Origin of the sequence: Frisingicoccus sp. (genome assembly GCF_048388605.1) — a bacterium.
Taxonomy (GTDB): domain Bacteria; phylum Bacillota; class Clostridia; order Lachnospirales; family Lachnospiraceae; genus Frisingicoccus.
The window spans coordinates 133,720-150,962 of record NZ_DBGCTU010000030.1 but is presented as its reverse complement, the minus strand read 5'-3'; the positions used below and the strand labels follow the sequence as shown (position 1 = coordinate 150,962).

The window sequence follows — 17,243 nt, the reverse complement described above, 5'->3', positions numbered from 1 at the left end:
TTTCACCAAAACAAGTAACATTTATCAGAATATTTGATGTAATATACAAAGAAACGCCAGATCCGGCATTTACCGGAACTGGCGTTTCTTAATTAAGGACTTTTTTTACAGCCCCTTTTTTCATTCTCAAAGAAATCCTCGCAGTTATAAACGACATATGATATAATAAGAAAGAATGTATCGTAGAGAGTGAGACAGTGGATTATGGAATATGTTGTCGTGGATTTTGAATGGAATCAATCTCCATATGGTAAAAATGCTTCAAATAAATATCTTCCTTTTGAAATTATTGAAATCGGAGCGGTAAAGCTGAATGAAGAGGGAGAGGAAATAGACCGGTTTGAGGAAGTTATAAAACCAAAGGTTTATAGGAAAATGCACCATGTGACAAGAAATCTGACGGGAATTACAGAAAAGGATCTGAATCGGGGGCGAATTTTTCCGAAAGCACTGGTAGATTTTATGTGCTGGTGCGGAGATGATTTTATGTTTTGCACGTGGGGCAATCTGGATTTGCTGGAGCTTCAGCGGAATATGAAATTTTATCATCTGGAAGATTTGCTGATCGGTCCAATCAGATATTATAATGTACAAAAGCTGTTTCGCATACTTTATGATAATGAAAACAGCGCGGCTTCATTGGAATATGCGGTGGATTTTTTAAAGATCGGCCGGAGAGGAAGTTTTCACCGGGCAATTAATGATGCAGAATATACGGCGGAAATTTTTGCTTTGATGGATAAGCAGGAAATAGAAAAATGGTATACAGTAGATTATTATCAGAATCCCAAAACGCGCAAAGAGGAACTTAAACTTGTTTATGAGACTTATTTTAAGTATATATCGAAGGAATTTGCCAGTAAGGAAGCTGCGATGGCGGATAGGGAAGTGCGTACGACCCGGTGTTATAAATGCGGCCGACCGGCGCTTAAACGTATTCGCTGGTTTTCAGGAAAAAGCAGGTGTTATTATTGTCTGGCGGAATGTGCGGAACATGGTTATATACGGGGGAAAATCCGTTTAAAGAAGACGGATGAAGATAAAGTATATGTAGTAAAAACGCTGCGCCAGATTGATGAAGAAGGTGCGCAAAGGATTGTAGCCATGAAAGAAGAGGTCCGCCAGAAGCGCCAGGAAAAACGACACAGGGAGGAAGACCATGAAGGCTAAGTTTATTATAAATCCTTCATCCGGGAAACAGAATTTTTTAAAGAGTATCGAGAGTGTGGTAGGCTGCCTTGTGTTAAATCAGGTGTTAAATCAGGTGGATGTGGTTTATACAAAACAGCAGGGAGATGCGCTTGAGGAAGCAAGGAAGATAAAAAAGGGTGAGTATGATTTTGTTGTATCTGTCGGCGGCGATGGAACTCTGAATGATGTTGTCAACGGATTGATGGAAGGCGGCAGCGAAACGCCTCTGGCGGTTATTTCCGTGGGAACAGCCAATGATTTTGCCCAGTATGTCAAGCCGCCTCAGACGCCGGAGGCCTTCTGTAAGATGATCATGGAATTTAAAACACGCTGCATCGATGTCGGGAAGATTAATGACCGCTATTTTATCAACCGGGTCAGCGGAGGATTTGGAGCCAATGTGGGCGATAAGGTTTCCCAGGAGTCGAAGGCCGTGCTTGGGAAATTGGCTTATTATATGGAGGGCGCTCTGGATTTTTCGAAAAAGGGAATGGAAACCATAAAGATACGTTTGGATTCGGTTCAGTTTCGGGGAGAAAGAGAAGTTATCAGTTTTATGGTATTAAATACCTGTGTCGGATTTGGAATGTATCGGGGATTGCCTGAAAAAAATCCGGATGATGGGACATTTGATGTTATGATCGTGAAAAAGATGGATTTGGGGCAGGTGCCGGGATTGGGGATCCAGGCGCTGACAAAAAAGATGGTAAAGCATCCGAAGGTGCGTCATTTTCGAACGGAGAGAATTCGTATTGAATCCGCAGACAACGCGGATATTGTGGTTGATTATGACGGGCAGGTTTTCGGAAAGCTTCCGGTAGAACTTTCGTTGATCCCAAAAGCGATAAAATTGATTGTACCTTAAAGTGCCGCATACAGCGGCACTTTTTATGATATGGGATTTATATATTAGCAGTCTTTTTTTCGCCCGATGTTTGAGATAAAATGGCAGACCTCTTTCCATGATTTATGACATTGAATACAACATTGGTCCAAGGTTTTATGATCATAGCAAAGAACAGAAAGCTTTCTGTTTAAACTTTTTTGATTTTTCATAATAATCCGCCTTAAAGGAATTATTAATTAATATATTCACGATTTGTTTTGAGTGTGTTTTTAATAATGGGCTATCAGGCGATGGATCGGATTTCCAAGGGCAGAAAATTTGGCTTCATATTCGGTCATAACGTTGCCTTCTGCGTAAGGACTGTGGTGCAGATCATAGGTTACATTGTCCAGCGTCCATCCGGCGGCCGCGGATTCTTCCAGAGAAAAATCAAACAGAGGACGGTTATCTGTTTTAAAGACAACTTTTCCCGTCGGAGCCAGAATCTGATGGTAACGATTCCAGAAATCGCGGTAAGTCAGACGCCGTTTAGCGTGACGGTCCTTCGGCCAGGGGTCGGAAAAGTTCAGATAAATACCGTCAACTTCATTTGCGGCAAAAACTTCCGTGATCTCTTCGGCATCCATGCGAATAAAACGAAGGTTGTCACCTTCGAAGGTTTCGCATTTTTCCAGAGCACGAACAAGAACGCTGGAATATTTTTCAATTCCGATAAAATTTCTGTCCGGATTTCTCCGGGCCATTTCGAGAATAAACTGTCCTTTTCCCATGCCAATTTCTATATAGAGGGGATTATTGTTTCCAAAAACTTTGTTCCACTGTCCCTTTTTTTCGGTGATATTCTGAATAACGAGAGGATTCGCGGCAATTGTTTCGCGGGAACCTTTCACATTTCTCAAACGCATGTACGTATCAACTCCTTCTTCGTAAGAATATATCATAAAATTGACTTTTTTTCTACTTTCGTTTACTATCGAAATAGGTAAAAATAATTGTTTGGGTAAAGGAGAATTTGATGAAACGATTATTAACGCTGCTTATGGCCTGGATTTTATGTCTTGGGCCAATACTTTCGGTTTATGCGGAGGAAGATGTGTATCAGGAGACGGAATCGGCGGAAATTATGGAATCAGAATCTGAGACGGAAACGGAAGCGCCGCCGGAAATCAAACCGGATGATGAAGTTTCCACTGAGGATATAGTTTTGTATTCTGAAGGCGTTGTTGTTCTTGATATGGATACGGGGGCCGTTCTTTACAGTAAAAATAAGGATCGGAGATTGTATCCGGCCAGCATAACAAAAATTCTGACGGGTTATCTGGCATGTACCTATCTGGATTTAAACGGGGAAATTGTTTTCACAAAGGAAGCTTTGGACGGCATTGACATCTGGATGGATATGAATATAGGAATGGAAGAGGGCGAGATCCTTTCTGTGGATCAGGCGCTGCACGGACTTATGATGGTTTCGGCCAATGAGGTAGCCTGCGGGCTGGCGGAGGCCGTTTCCGGCTCACTCGCAGCCTTTGTTGATTTGATGAATCAGACGGCGGCATCGGTGGGATGTACCAATACTCATTTTACCAATCCAAACGGTCTTCATGATGATGATCATTATACAACAGCCTATGACATGGCGAGGATTGCCCGTTTGGCCTATACGAACGAGAAGTTCCGTTCTCTGATCCAGGAGCCGACCTATGTTATTGAAAAGACGAATAAAAAAGAAGAACCGATTGAAATGATCCAGCAGCATAAAATGTATATGGATTCGGAATATACCTATGAAGGATGCCGGGGAGGTAAGACCGGATTTACTTCGGAAGCGCAGAGTACACTGGTTACTTATGCGGAGAGAAATGGTTTGCGGCTTGTCTGTGTGACAATGAAGGCTGAAAACTGGCACCATTATACGGATACGATTCAGGCATTGGATTATTGTTTTAATACATACACAAAAACAGCGGTGACAGATCTGACGGATCTGCCGCTGCGCCTGAAAGCCGCCAGTGCGGAAATGGATAGGTTGTGGAATTTTAATCATCCTTTTAAAGAGGTAAATTACTTTCTGAATTCTGAAGCGCTGGTTGATGTGAGAATCAACGGTTCTCTGGCTGACTGGACAGAAAAATTTGTTCCATCGGAATTTTTGGAGATGGGAGCGGCGCCCTATGATTTCCACACGAGGAAATGCGGTTGTCTGGAATACTATGATGGGGAGCAGTATATGGGAAGTGTTCCGGTATACGTGGTTTTGCAGGGGCTGACATCGAAGGATACGTTTTCCATGGAGGCAAAAATGTCAAATGTCCGTCTTATTAAAATGCTGGAGGAAAAGCAGAAAGAATTTGAGAAGTAGGTAAACGGAAGATAGAAAAATCGAGAGATAGAAAAATGGACACTTCGGAAATTGATTTCCGAGGCGTCCATTTTTTATGAAACTTTGCAGAGGGTTAAACTTCCGGCGGAAAGTCATCATCTTCGAGATTCAAGTCCCTGAATTCATCGACAAATTGTTCATCCACAGGAATCGGATTAGCCTGGTATTCTTTGGTGTTGCTCAAATCCGGCTCAATATGTTTTTTCTTGAGCAGGAAATTAATCAGCTTACTGATGAGATAAGTCAGTACTGCGACAATCGGAACACCGAGAAACATTCCGAGGGGTCCGGCCAGAGCGCCGCCCACGGTAATCGCAAAAATAATGGAAATCGGCTGAAGGCCGGTGGATTTTCCGAGAATTTTTGGACCGATGACGGAGCCGTCAAGCTGCTGGATCGCCAGAATGAGGACGGCAAAAATCAATGCGGATTTCGGGCTGATGATCAATAAAATCAGTATACCCGGGATAGCCCCGATAAACGGCCCGAAATAAGGGATCATATTAGTAATTCCGACAATCAGACTGATGATCAATGCATAAGGCAGTTTTAAAACGGTCATGCAGAAGAGGCAGAGAAAACCGATAATTGTGGAATCCAGGGTTTTTCCGATGATGTACTGGCTGAAAATCTGGTTGCAGTCTTTTAAAGTAGTAAACAGGGTGATGCAAATATCTTCCGGAAAGACAGCATAGGCCACCCGTTTTAAAGACTTGATCAGCCGTTGCTTGCCAAAGAGCAAATAGCAGGAAATAACGAAGGCCAGTATGATATTAATAAACCAGCTGATGATCGAAAGTCCGGCACTGTATAAAAAAGGAAGAACAGTGTCCGACATAAAAGAGCGGAAAAAGTTAAACAAATCCGGCATAACATCTTCGGCAGCTTCGTAGATAAAGGATAAATCCAGAGTTGGAAAATATTCATCCAGGGAGTACAGCATATCCAGCGCATTTTCATAAAGGGACGGAGAGATACGCACAAGCTGACTGATACTGTTTATGATTTGAGGCACAATAAAAATAAATACAAGGATGATCGCACCGATGGCAATAACATAAGCCAGAATCATGGAAAGCAGAAGGTGCCCCCGTTCAAATTTATGCTTCAGTGTTTTTTTAAAAAGAAAATTGTCGATATGTTTCACCATTGGATTGATAAAATAAGCAATTAAAAATGCGATCAAAAAAGGTGAAAAAACGGACAGTATACTTCCGATCTGACTTTTTGTATTCTGCCAGTTATTCGTAAATCGAAAGATCAGAAGACAGACGGCAAAAGTGGCGATTGCGTATATACTGATGGTAAAATAAGTATTATTTGACTGAAAACGTCTTTGGCGTTTTGGTTGTTTTTTGGGTTCATCCATTATTCTCGTCTCCTATCATGTGAATATTCATATGCGGGTAATCCATGGCAATATGATGCCGGTCAAAAGATTTTTTAATTTCTTCCATTAATGTATAATAAGCGTCCCAATACAACTCTGTGGGTACCCAGGCGTGAATAACATATTGAATCGAACTGTCCTGATAATCCCGCACGTGAACCGCCGGCAGCGGCTCCTGGATTAAATCGGGGAAAGAACGAATGGCTTCGTGGAGCGCTTCTTTAACCTCTTCCACAGGTGCATTGTAGGAAGCGCCGACAAAAATTTCAATCCGCCGTTGGGTTTGGGACGTATAATTAATGATTCGTCCTTCGGAAACCTGACTGTTTGGCAGGAAAACGGTTTTGTTTTCCGGTGTCAAAAGCTGGGTGTATATTAATCCGGTTTGAGTTACCTTTCCGGACAGGCTGTCCAGTTCAATATAATCGCCGATACTGAAAGGCCGCGTAAAAAGAATGGTCATTCCTCCGGCGACATTGGATAAAAGTCCCTGGATAGACAGAGAAATTGCCAGGCTGACGATGCTCAGCAGTGCCACGAGAGAGGTGGTTGGTATACCCAGATACTCCGTAATTATAATAATGGAAATAAAAATAAGCAGGACTTTCAGGCCGCCAGTCAGGAATACCTGAATGGAACGGTCTAAAGAGAACCGCTGAATGATTCTTTTTACGATTTTCAGAATAATTTTGCTCACAATATAGCATAAAAGTGTCAGGAGCAAAATGTAAAAAACCTTCTCTACGGTAAGAGAACCTATGGATAATTTTAAAATTTGAGAAATTGCATCTGTATTCATACGAGGGGTTATCCGGCCAAACCGGATTTTCCTTTCTATTATTAATTTAACAGCTATTTTTATTATAGTACAAAATAACGACAGGGGATACAATTAAATCTTAAATATTTCAAAAAAAATTCTGTTGAAATTGTAAAAAGTACTTGCATAATTTTATAAACGAGTATATAATTCTATTTGCACTGAAAAATATGCGCTTTTAGCTCAGCTGGTAGAGCACCTGACTCTTAATCAGGGTGTCCAGGGTTCGAGCCCCTGAAGGCGCATACAAAGCACTGTTTTTGCAGACATAAGAGCTGTGGGGACGGTGCTTTTTTCTTGCCCTGAAAAGCCGCTAAGGTGTAGACTTTGTTAAAATTTCAGTCCTTTTTATTTTACAAAACAGAGAAATAGCGTATAATATTAAAATGTGATGATAAGGGGGAGAAGGATGTCTCAGAAAAAATCGACGGATATGCTGGAAGGCTCGCCGCTTTGGTCGATGCTCTTTTTTGCTATGCCGATGATCATTGGAAATTTATTTCAGCAATTTTATAATATGGCTGATTCTGCGATCGTGGGGAAGTTTGTCAGTGAGAATGCTCTGGCAGCTGTTGGAGCTAGTTATTCTTTGACAAATGTATTCATTTGTATTGCCATTGGCGGCGGCGTAGGCGCGTCGGTTTTGACCAGTCAGTATCTTGGCAGCAGGGAATATCGTTTGATGAAAACCTCTGTGTATACGGCGCTGATCAGCTTTTTTGTGCTGAGCGTGCTCCTTGCCCTTTTCGGGGCGGTTGCCAGCCCGGCTATTATGGTATGGCTGAAAACACCGGAAAATATTTTTTCTGAAGCTGTACTGTATTTGCGGATTTATTTTGTGGGACTGCCGTTTTTATTTATGTATAATGTGCTCGCCAGTGTGTTTAATGCCCTGGGAAAATCAAAGATTCCTCTCTATTTTTTGATTTTTTCTTCTATATTAAATGTTATTATGGACCTTTTTATGGTTATCGTTTTACATATGGGCGTTGCGGGTGTTGCATTGGCAACGATTATTGCGCAGGGAATTTCTGCGGTGATTTCATTTTCTGTTCTTATTCGATACTTAAAGAGGCAGCCGGAACGGGGCATATTGTTTGACGGTGAAATGCTGGGGCGGATGGTGAAAATTGCGCTGCCGTCCATCTTGCAGCAGTCCATTGTGTCCATAGGTATGATGCTTGTGCAGAGTGTTGTCAACAGCTTCGGTTCGGCGGCTTTGGCGGGATATTCGGCGGGCATGCGTATTGAAGGAATTTGTGTTGTACCGATGGCGGCAATGGGAAATGCGGTTTCTACATTTACAGCCCAGAATATCGGAGCCGATCAGAAGGACCGGGTGGTACAGGGATACCATGCGGCTTACGGCATTGTTGCTTTTTTCGGAGTGCTGATCCTGGTGATTTTGGAGACCTGCAACCGGGGAATTATCGGGGCTTTTCTCGGCGCGGATTCTACGGCGATTGCTTTGTCCACCGGGGTATCTTATTTGAGATTTATGGGGCTTTTCTTTACAATGATTGGTCTGAAAATGATAACGGACGGTCTGCTTCGCGGCGCCGGGGATATGACGGTATTTACTATTTCTAACCTGGTGAATCTTGGGATTCGAGTGACCTTTGCTTTTGCCATGTCGCCGATTTTGGGAATGCCTGCCATCTGGTATGCGGTGCCGATTGGGTGGACGGCCAATTATCTGATTTCATTTTGTGAATACCGCACGGGAAAGTGGCGTCAGAAACATATTCGATGAAAAACGAAATACAGGAATAAATATATGGAGGAGAAAAAATTATGGTATGCAGAAGATGTGGAAAAGAAGTTGATCCTAATGATCGTTTTTGCCGGTCTTGCGGGACGCCTGTAAGGAAAGAAGGGCCGAAATCCGGAGAGAAACAGCCGGGGTATAAAGATGATATTGAAAGTACAATGGGTCGTTTTGACGGAAAATATATGCTGATTGCCGGAATTATTCTGGGTGTCTGTATTATTCTTGCGGGAATACGGCAAGTTACCTATTCACAGCGGGCGGCAACGGAATCGGCAGCGGCATCAGCTGCCGTGGAAACAATGACAGAGGAAACGGAAGCTCAGGAGACAACAAATGAGTAATAAACGCAGAAAATCCGGAAAGGGAGGGCATATGCCTTCAGGATTTCGGAAAATTGCCGCTGTCCTTGCGTTGATCGGAGCGCTGGCGGCGGGATATGGCTCTTATCAGGGTTTATATCCAAGTCCTTTTGCGGCGGCTCGGCAGGTGGAGAGTCTGGAAGAGCTTCCGGAATATGACGGACATCCCTATGTAATTGTCAATGAAAATGTGCCGTCTTTCAGTGATGAAGATAAAAACGGCCCGGCTTATGAATATTACAGTGAATTGGACGTTTTGGGGCGGTGCGGTTTTGCGGAGGCAAAAATCAGCCGGGAGCTTATGCCGACGGAGGAGAGAGGCGCTATCGGATCGATAAAACCTTCCGGATGGCAGACGGTGAAGTACGACAGCATTGATGGAAAATACCTGTATAATCGCTGTCATTTGATTGGCTATCAGCTGACCGGAGAAAATGCGAATGAAAAAAATCTGATTACCGGTACACGATATTTGAATGTGGAAGGGATGCTGCCCTGGGAAAATGAAGTGGCAGAATATATTGAGCGGACCGGAGATGCAGTGATGTATCGGGTAACGCCTGTTTTTGAGGGAGTGAACCTGGTTGCAAGCGGCGTTCAAATAGAAGCGGAATCTGTCGGCAGTGATGAAATAGAATTTAATGTGTATGTATTTAATATACAGCCGGGAATAGAGATTGATTATACGACGGGAGAAAGCAGAGAAAGTAAATGAAGGCAAGACGTTGGCTTGGAGGAATTTTGATTCTTCTGATGTTTATTATTCCTATAGGAGCTTATGCGGAGATTGCGGGGCCGGAGGCCTTTGATGGACTGAGCTGGGAGCTGGTTCATGAGGAAGAGCTTCACGGCGGAGTTATCCAGTCGATGTGTGTGACGGATAATTATATCATCTGTATCGAGAATATGGCGGATAACGCGGAAACATTAGATATTGTTTCCGCTTATTATCGTTATGATAAAGATGCCGATGGCAATCCTGTGGAGCAGTACTCTCTGGCAAATCGTGTTCAGGAACGGGAATGGGAACATGGGAATGGTATGACCTATAATCGCAGGACAAATGAAATTTATGTTTCCCTGTACACGAACACTATTGAAGAGAACAGAGGCTGTCTTTATGTCATGGACCCGGATACTTTAGGATATAAACGAACGATTAAAGTGGCTGATGACTATAATATTCTTGGGATTGATTATATAGAGAAGACGGATCAGTATATCATTCAAACCAATGTGGACGGAGGGTACAGCTTTAAGATCCTTGACAGAAATTTTCAGGTTATTGATGATTTGGGGGAATTTAAAGATTCAACTGTCGGCACCAATTTTCAGGATTGTATTGTGAGCGAAGATTATATTATTACTTTTCCGTTGACTTTGGATATGGGGATCGGCGACTATTTCAGTATTTATTCCATAGAGGGACGGTGTCTGGTCAATGAGACCCGTCTGGATTTCGGTTTGGAGGAAGGCATATCAGATGAGCCGGAATCTCTGTGTGAAATCGGAACCGGGGAATTTTTGGCGGTCGTTAATATTTATACGGGAAATGCAAATCATGTCGCCCGTTTTTATAAAACCAGAGTGCCTTACTACCATTATGTCACGGTGGAAAGTGAAAACGGGCAGGTCAGCGGAACGAAGCTTCAGGTTCTGCGGGGAGAAAACTGCTCCGTTGATTTTACGCCGGATGAAGGATACGAATTTTCAGAATTGACGCTGGACGGCGTTCCGCAGGAATTGGCGGAAGACGCAGGAAGCTTTTCTTTAAGTAATGTTCAGGCGGATCACGCGGTGAAGGTGACTTTTACAAAAATACCTTTCCCTATTGTCAAAGCAGTGATAATCATAGCGGCCACAGTGGCGGCCATACTTGTGGTATTTCTGATTTTCCATCGGATCGAGCAGGATCTGAAACGCAAACGCCGGAGAGAAATGCTGGCAAAACGCCGGGAGCGGAACCGTCGGCGTGAAAAATTGCTTGAAAAAGAGATGGATCAGCTGGAAGAATTGGAAGAACTTATTGACAGGCCATCCTATCCAAGCCGGAGACCGGAAAGGAAGCAGCCGGATAGAAAGAAACCAGATATGAAGGGAACGGATAGGAGACAGCCGGGTAAAAAGCGCCCAGATAAGAAACGGCCGGAAAAAGGTGAAAGAGCTAAGTAGGGATTCAGTCCATGATAGAAAAAGAATTGGAGAGTCCTTTGATTTTGGGGCAGATGCAAAAAAGAAGAAAGTCAACAGAAAGGGTTCGACAAGATTATTTTTGCAGGTGAGTATGATTGGAAAATACTTCATAGATGTGAAAAATAATGCAATTTAGTTGTAAAATTGGAAATCCGATGTATAATATAAGTACAATAAAAGTTGTTTAGAGAGATGGAGGTGGTTCTATGGCCACAAAGAGTATTATGAAAAATATTGAGATTAAGGACAGAAAAATTGGAGAAAGATTTGCAGAAGCGATTGAAGCGGCTAGGACTACCACCGGAAAAGACGTAGAATATACCAGGCCTTGCAAAGAAGTAAAAGGAAAGGATGTCAAAGCTCTTTTTGATTAGTAAACGATAATGTCAGAGTTCTTACGAATTAATTTAAACGAGTTGATTGAGAATGTGGGAGAGGATAGAACGAAAAATATTCTCTCCTCTTTTGTGAATCCATATAATAAAGATGTAGAAGACTTTTTACATAGTAAAGCAGTACTTTTTTCCAAAATGGGACGAGCAAAAACGCATCTTGTATTTTGGAAAGAGAATAGAGAGCTGGAACTGGTGGGGTATTTTGCCATTGCATCAAAGTATTTTATGGTTACTAAAGATGCTGTGAGTAAGACCGTTATGAAAAAACTGAGGCAGCATGGTGAATGGGATGAGCATCAAAACAAGTGTGTGATACCTGCCCCTTTGATAGGACAACTGGGAAAGAATTACAGAGAAGGTAATGATTGTTTGATATCCGGGGATGAATTGCTAAAAATGGCAGTTGAAAAAGTCAAAGAAGTGCAGAACGAAATCGGTGGTCGTTATGTGTATTTAGAATGTGAGGATGTAAAATATCTTAAAAAATTTTATACATCAAATGGTTTTGTTGAATTTGGAAAAAGATCTTTAGATAAGGATGAAACGAATATCAAAGGAAGTTACTTACTGCAATATCTAAAATATATACATTGATAATTTGATTTAGAGAATAATAAATGTAGTAATATATGGCTCTTGGGGTTCCGAGGGCCTTACTTTTTAAAGAAAAAGAGTTTGATAGGGTTCAGCAGCATTAAGATAATCTATGACAAAATCTGTGACAAAAAAATTTAAAATATTTTTTGGGGTTACAAAAATATTTAGTAAAAATAACCACAAAAAATTAAAAAAATAGCGTATTTATAAGGCTTTACAAGACATTTTTGTAAAATCTGATAAATACGCTTTCATGCAGTTGATGGGAGTTGAACCCACACGAGTATTACCTCACTAGAACCTGAATCTAGCGCGTCTGCCATTCCGCCACAACTGCATTCGCTACATTATTATGTTTGCGACTTTTTTATATTATCAAATAATTGAAAAATAATCAAGTGTTTTTTATAAAAAACTTTTGACCATTTTTAACATTTTTCCGGTTCCGGATAGGTTTCACCGAAAAGTTCTACGGTCATAGACTGGATTTTCTGAGGAACCTTCGGAGCATCCATGCGATTTGTCGCCACAGTGGCGATTTTATCAACCACGTTCATTCCCTCGATGATTTTGCCGAAGGCAGCGTAAGCGCCGTCAAGGTGCGGAGCGGCCTTGTGCATAATGAAGAACTGGGAACCTGCGGAATTCGGCATCATCGTGCGGGCCATGGATAATACGCCCGGGTCATGCTTCAGATTGTTTGCGAAACCGTTCTGAGCAAATTCGCCGCGGATGGAGTAGCCAGGGCCGCCCATACCTGTTCCGTCCGGGCATCCGCCCTGAATCATAAAGCCTTTAATGACACGGTGAAAAATGAGACCGTTGTAGAAGCCTTTCTGCACGAGGGAGATAAAGTTGTTTACTGTATTCGGAGCGATTTCCGGATAAAGTTCGGCCTTCATCACATCGCCGTTTTCCATAGTAATTGTAACAATAGGATTTGCCATGATAAATCCACCTTTCTTTTATAATTTCCACTCCATATTGTAGCCGAAATTCCATAGGAAGTAAAGGCTTTTCATTGAATAAACCTATAAAATGTTCTATAATATGAACATATCAGATTCTTGAGAGGAGACTTGAAAATGGCCATTCTTGCAGTAAAAATCGATGATCGGGCGACACTTCGGATGAATGAGTTTTTTGACTATGCGGGGCACTGCTGGGCGCTCAGCCGAAGCAGGGAGAAAGAGGATGCGGTGGGAGCCGAGCTGGAAGATTTTTATGAGGCGACGGTGCGGAGCGGCCATATCGACGGGGTCCCGGTTGTGTTTATCTGTGAAGATCAGGTGGTTGGCTGGTATATTTCGGCCACGGTTTATCGTTATATCCGGCATCCAGCCCTGTTTTTGGAGGGAAATGTCTGTGCGGATACACGGAATGTCCGACTGCTGAAACATCCGTCGGCCATTGAGGGGATGGAGTTTCCGAAGAAAAAAAATTATCTGGTGATTGAAAGCGGAGATGCGCGGTATTTGACCTTAAAAACCTTGATCAGTGAGGGCCGGGGGCCTTTTGAGGCTGTGGATTATGCAAAAACGGCGATAGACAGCCGGGCAAGAAACATCGGGCGAAAGGACAGGATAAAAGTCCTTCTGCAGAAATGTGAAACCTTTGCCGGGGAGATCATGGAGGACCGGTGCCAGGGAATAGGGACGGTAAAAGGGCTGGCGGAGCTGGCGTTGGAGGTCACCCGGATGGCGGCGGATAATGTGAACGGCTGGTATTATCTGGCGATGGCCTATTATCAGCTTGGCATTGTGCGAAAGGGGTTAAAGGCTATTGATAAGGCGATCCGGCTGGAGCCGGACGGGGATGATCTGCTGGTGATGAAAGGCAATCTTTTAGTGAGCAACGGTTGTTTTGAGGAAGCGCTGCGATATTATGAGGAAGCCTGTGCCATAAATCCGGAGGACAGTTATTTTATAACCGCAGGAAAGGCCTGCGCCTGCATGGGCAATCCGGTGGCGGCAGACAGTTACTATCGGAAGGTAAAAGATCCGGAAGTTTTGAAGGCCTTTGAAGTTCGATTGAGCAAAAAGAAATTTATATAGAAAAGAGACAGGGGGCAGTGACATGGAAAAGTATATGATGGCGTTAGATCAGGGGACAACCAGTTCCCGGTGTATTTTGTTTAATAAGGCCGGGGAGATTGTCAGTGTGGCACAGCAGGAGTTTTCCCAGATATATCCGAAAGCCGGGTGGGTGGAGCACGACCCGCTGGAGATATGGACAACCCAGATGAGCGTAGCCATTGCGGCGATGGGGAAGGCCGGCGTGACTGCGGAGAATATTGCCGGTATCGGGATTACCAATCAGAGGGAGACAACGGTCGTATGGGATAAAAACACGGGGCTGCCGGTATATAATGCGATTGTCTGGCAGTGCCGCAGAACGTCCGAGTACATAGATTCATTAAAAACAAAGGGATACGACCAGGATATTCTGGAAAAAACCGGATTGATCGCGGACGCCTATTTTTCGGGAAGCAAGATCAAATGGATCCTGGAAAATGTGGAGGGCGCCAGGGAGGCGGCCGAAAAGGGAGATCTGCTTTTTGGGACGATTGATACGTGGTTGATCTGGAAGCTGACTGCCGGGGAAGTTTTTGTGACGGATTATACAAATGCATCCCGGACAATGCTTTATAATATTCATGATCTTTGCTGGGATGATGAGATTTTGGCGGTGATGAATATTCCGAAGAGTATGCTGCCGGAAGTCAAACCTTCCAGCTGTTTATACGGCTATACCAATGAGGGTATTCTCGGAGGAAGGATTCCGATCAGCGGCATTGCCGGAGATCAGCAGGCGGCTTTGTTCGGGCAATGCTGTTTTGAGCCGGGAGAAGCTAAAAATACTTATGGCACAGGGTGCTTTCTTCTTATGAATACGGGAAAAGAAGCGGTGACCTCGAAGAGAGGTTTGTTGACAACAATTGCGGCCAGCGCTGACGGAAGTGTGAATTATGCGTTGGAAGGAAGTATTTTTATGGCCGGAGCGGCGATTCAGTGGCTTCGGGATGAAATGCGGATGATCAAATCGGCAAAGGATTCGGAGGAATATGCTCTGGCGGTGGAGGATTCGAACGGCGTTTATGTTGTTCCGGCTTTTACGGGGCTCGGGGCTCCTTATTGGGATCAGTATGCCCGGGGAACGGTTGTCGGTCTGACACGGGGTGTGAAAAAGGAGCATTTTATTCGTGCCACTCTGGAATCTTTGGCCTATCAGACTTACGATGTGCTGAAGGCGATGGAAGCGGATTCGGGAATTACCCTGTCCGCGCTGAAAGTGGACGGCGGCGCCTGTGCCAATAACTTTTTAATGCAGTTTCAGGCGGATGTTTTGAATACATCTGTGCATCGGCCGGAATGTGTGGAAACGACCGCGTTAGGCGCAGCTTATCTGGCCGGCATTGCCGTGGGATACTGGAAGGATACAAATGATGTGAAGGAAAACTGGAAGCTGGCCAGGACTTTTACCCCGGATATGGAGGAGATCCGCAGAGAGGCGGCAATTTTTGGCTGGCATGAGGCGGTAAAACGTTCCTATGGATGGGCGAGATAAGAAAGGGGAGATTTGAAATGACGTTAAAAGAGATGATTCAGCAGTCTGATAATATTGTATTTTTCGGCGGAGCCGGAGTGTCTACAGAAAGCGGTATCCCGGATTTTCGAAGCGAGACCGGAATTTATAATACGATCAAACGGTATAACCGGTCGCCGGAGGAGATATTGTCCCACTCCTTTTTTGTAGCCCATCCGGATATATTCTATGATTTTTATAAAAGTACGATGCTGTATCTGGATGCAAAACCGAATGCCGCCCATCTGGCGCTGGCAAAACTGGAAGCCATGGGTAAGCTGAAGGCGGTCGTTACCCAGAATATTGACGGCCTTCATCAGATGGCCGGGAGTAAACGGGTATACGAAGTTCACGGCACGGTACATAGAAATTACTGTATGCGCTGCCATGAGTTTTATGATACGGAATATATTTTAAATGCGGATGGAATTCCGAGATGTAAAAAATGCGGCGGCATTGTTAAGCCGGATGTCGTTTTGTATGAAGAAGGGTTGGATGAAATGACGATCACCGCCAGTATCCATGCGATTCAGAAGGCGGATGTATTGATCATTGGGGGAACTTCTTTAAATGTTTACCCGGCGGCGGGCTTTATTCAGTATTACAGAGGCAATAAGCTGGTGCTGATCAATAAAAGCGAGACGCCGTATGACAGAAAAGCAAATTTGTTGATCCATGACAGTATTGGAAAAGTGTTGGGAGAGGTGCTTAGTGATTAAAAAACAGAATTTTTATTTTAAATCGAGTAATAAAGAGACAAAGGTCCACGGTATATGCTGGATTCCTGAAGCTGTGGAGGTGCGGGCAGTGCTTCAGATCGTCCATGGCATGGTGGAATTTGTGGACCGGTATGATGATTTCGCGCGATTTTTATGCGCACAGGGAATAGTTGTTGTCGGCGATGACCATCTGGGGCACGGCGATTCGGTGGCTTCCCGGGAGGACTGGGGCTATTTGGGAGACAATGGCTTTGAGTGTATTGTCAATGATGTTCATAAAATACAGAAACAGTTTAAAAAGCGTTTTCCGGGAGTTCCGTATTATATTCTCGGCCATAGTATGGGTTCCTTTTTAACAAGGTATTTTCTTATTAAATATGGCAGAGAAGTGGACGGAGCAATCATCATGGGAACCGGTTACCATTCTGTTCCGGTTGCCGTTTTCGGAAAAACGCTGACACGGGTACTTGCGGTTGTGAAAGGCTGGAAGTATCGAAGTGTCCTGGTAAATAAAATGGCTTTCGGTTCTTATAATAAGGGATTTGCCCCGGCGAGAACGGATTTTGACTGGATCAGCCGGGATGAGGCGACGGTCGATGCCTATATTGCGGAACCGAGGTGTCAGTTTGTTTTCACACTGAATGCTTATCATGAAATGTTTAAGGGGTTGGAATTTATCGCTAAAAAAGCAAATCTCAAAAAAATGCCGAAACAGCTTCCGGTTCTTTTTGTTTCCGGCGGTGCGGACCCGGTGGGAGACAAGGGACAGGGTGTTCAGAAGGTTTACGATATGTTTGTACTGTCGGGAATGGATAATATGGACATTATTTTTTATGAAGGCGCAAGACATGAAATTCTGAATGAAACAAACCGGCAGGAGGTTTATGACGACCTGTATGACTGGCTGAATAAGGAAATTTCGTTAAAACATTGAAAATACATAAGAATTAGTGTAAAATAAGATGGATATAGTGCGAAGAAAAAAGGCAGTTAGTA

The 17,243-nt window shown here is 43.5% G+C and carries 16 protein-coding genes, 2 tRNA genes and 1 pseudogene; 14 read left to right on the top strand and 5 right to left on the bottom strand.

The annotated features are described in order from the left end of the window. Nucleotides 1-204: 204 nt before the first annotated feature. Nucleotides 205-1,170 carry an exonuclease domain-containing protein gene (locus ACMN7X_RS07770; protein ID WP_418746893.1) on the top strand — a complete coding sequence of 322 codons (966 nt, stop codon included), beginning with the start codon at nucleotides 205-207 and terminating at the stop codon, nucleotides 1,168-1,170. Continuing rightward, complete coding sequence (locus ACMN7X_RS07765) at nucleotides 1,160-2,056, top strand: diacylglycerol/lipid kinase family protein (RefSeq protein WP_418746892.1); 897 nt, start codon at nucleotides 1,160-1,162, stop codon at nucleotides 2,054-2,056. Before ACMN7X_RS07770 ends, ACMN7X_RS07765 begins: the two co-directional genes overlap by 11 nt. A gap of 251 nt (nucleotides 2,057-2,307) precedes the next feature. On the opposite strand, the gene trmB is transcribed toward ACMN7X_RS07765, so the two are convergent. Next, nucleotides 2,308-2,943 carry a tRNA (guanosine(46)-N7)-methyltransferase TrmB gene (gene trmB / locus ACMN7X_RS07760; protein ID WP_418746891.1) on the bottom strand — a complete coding sequence of 212 codons (636 nt, stop codon included), beginning with the start codon at nucleotides 2,941-2,943 and terminating at the stop codon, nucleotides 2,308-2,310. A 110-nt stretch (nucleotides 2,944-3,053) separates the two neighbouring features. Here trmB and ACMN7X_RS07755 point away from each other — a divergent pair, with 110 nt between their 5' ends. Next, nucleotides 3,054-4,397, top strand: a complete 1,344-nt coding sequence (locus ACMN7X_RS07755; protein WP_418746890.1) for a D-alanyl-D-alanine carboxypeptidase family protein — start codon at nucleotides 3,054-3,056, stop codon at nucleotides 4,395-4,397. A 94-nt stretch (nucleotides 4,398-4,491) separates the two neighbouring features. On the opposite strand, the gene ACMN7X_RS07750 is transcribed toward ACMN7X_RS07755, so the two are convergent. After that, complete coding sequence (locus tag ACMN7X_RS07750; RefSeq protein ID WP_418746889.1) at nucleotides 4,492-5,787, bottom strand: AI-2E family transporter; 1,296 nt, start codon at nucleotides 5,785-5,787, stop codon at nucleotides 4,492-4,494. Then, the gene (locus ACMN7X_RS07745) at nucleotides 5,780-6,607 is read right to left on the bottom strand and encodes a mechanosensitive ion channel family protein (RefSeq protein WP_418746888.1); all 828 of its coding nucleotides are present in this window, start codon (nucleotides 6,605-6,607) and stop codon (nucleotides 5,780-5,782) included. The genes ACMN7X_RS07750 and ACMN7X_RS07745 overlap by 8 nt, the downstream gene beginning before the upstream one ends. 193 nt (nucleotides 6,608-6,800) lie before the next feature. Between ACMN7X_RS07745 and ACMN7X_RS07740 the strand changes: the two genes are divergently transcribed. The 7 genes and pseudogenes from ACMN7X_RS07740 to ACMN7X_RS07710 all read left to right on the top strand — a co-directional run bounded on the left by ACMN7X_RS07740 (nucleotide 6,801) and on the right by ACMN7X_RS07710 (nucleotide 11,940). Next, a tRNA-Lys gene (locus ACMN7X_RS07740) sits at nucleotides 6,801-6,873 on the top strand. 164 nt (nucleotides 6,874-7,037) lie between these two features. Continuing rightward, nucleotides 7,038-8,381: an MATE family efflux transporter gene (locus ACMN7X_RS07735; RefSeq protein ID WP_418746887.1), complete on the top strand. Its 1,344-nt coding sequence runs from the start codon at nucleotides 7,038-7,040 to the stop codon at nucleotides 8,379-8,381. 41 nt (nucleotides 8,382-8,422) lie between these two features. Further along, the gene (locus tag ACMN7X_RS07730) at nucleotides 8,423-8,740 is read left to right on the top strand and encodes a zinc-ribbon domain-containing protein (RefSeq protein ID WP_418746886.1); all 318 of its coding nucleotides are present in this window, start codon (nucleotides 8,423-8,425) and stop codon (nucleotides 8,738-8,740) included. Nucleotides 8,741-8,771: 31 nt separating this feature from the next. After that, a pseudogene (locus ACMN7X_RS07725) lies at nucleotides 8,772-9,470 on the top strand (DNA/RNA non-specific endonuclease); the annotation flags it as partial. Beyond that, a complete protein-coding gene (locus ACMN7X_RS07720; protein ID WP_418746885.1) occupies nucleotides 9,470-10,930 on the top strand; it encodes an InlB B-repeat-containing protein in 1,461 nt (486 codons plus the stop codon). The pseudogene ACMN7X_RS07725 and the gene ACMN7X_RS07720, both read left to right, overlap by 1 nt. A gap of 227 nt (nucleotides 10,931-11,157) precedes the next feature. Beyond that, entirely contained in the window at nucleotides 11,158-11,325 is a 168-nt protein-coding gene (locus tag ACMN7X_RS07715; RefSeq protein ID WP_418746884.1) for a hypothetical protein, read from the top strand. A 54-nt stretch (nucleotides 11,326-11,379) separates the two neighbouring features. Further along, a complete protein-coding gene (locus ACMN7X_RS07710) occupies nucleotides 11,380-11,940 on the top strand; it encodes an N-acetyltransferase (RefSeq protein WP_418746883.1) in 561 nt (186 codons plus the stop codon). A 257-nt stretch (nucleotides 11,941-12,197) separates the two neighbouring features. Here ACMN7X_RS07710 and ACMN7X_RS07705 read toward each other — a convergent pair. Together ACMN7X_RS07705 and ACMN7X_RS07700 are read right to left on the bottom strand one after the other, a co-directional pair. Then, a tRNA-Leu gene (locus ACMN7X_RS07705) sits at nucleotides 12,198-12,280 on the bottom strand. A gap of 91 nt (nucleotides 12,281-12,371) precedes the next feature. Beyond that, on the bottom strand, nucleotides 12,372-12,890 hold the full coding sequence (locus ACMN7X_RS07700) for a peptidylprolyl isomerase (RefSeq protein WP_418746882.1): 519 nt from the start codon (nucleotides 12,888-12,890) through the stop codon (nucleotides 12,372-12,374). Nucleotides 12,891-13,028: 138 nt separating this feature from the next. Here ACMN7X_RS07700 and ACMN7X_RS07695 point away from each other — a divergent pair, with 138 nt between their 5' ends. Genes ACMN7X_RS07695 through ACMN7X_RS07680 form a run of 4 tightly spaced genes read left to right on the top strand, consistent with a single transcriptional unit; the run spans nucleotide 13,029 to nucleotide 17,181 of the window. Further along, entirely contained in the window at nucleotides 13,029-13,997 is a 969-nt protein-coding gene (locus ACMN7X_RS07695) for a tetratricopeptide repeat protein (RefSeq protein ID WP_418746881.1), read from the top strand. Nucleotides 13,998-14,019: 22 nt separating this feature from the next. After that, on the top strand, nucleotides 14,020-15,510 hold the full coding sequence (gene glpK / locus ACMN7X_RS07690; protein WP_418746880.1) for a glycerol kinase GlpK: 1,491 nt from the start codon (nucleotides 14,020-14,022) through the stop codon (nucleotides 15,508-15,510). 17 nt (nucleotides 15,511-15,527) lie between these two features. Then, entirely contained in the window at nucleotides 15,528-16,247 is a 720-nt protein-coding gene (locus ACMN7X_RS07685; protein WP_418746879.1) for an NAD-dependent protein deacylase, read from the top strand. Beyond that, nucleotides 16,240-17,181, top strand: a complete 942-nt coding sequence (locus ACMN7X_RS07680; protein WP_418746878.1) for an alpha/beta fold hydrolase — start codon at nucleotides 16,240-16,242, stop codon at nucleotides 17,179-17,181. Before ACMN7X_RS07685 ends, ACMN7X_RS07680 begins: the two co-directional genes overlap by 8 nt. The last annotated feature ends 62 nt before the right edge of the window (nucleotides 17,182-17,243 follow it).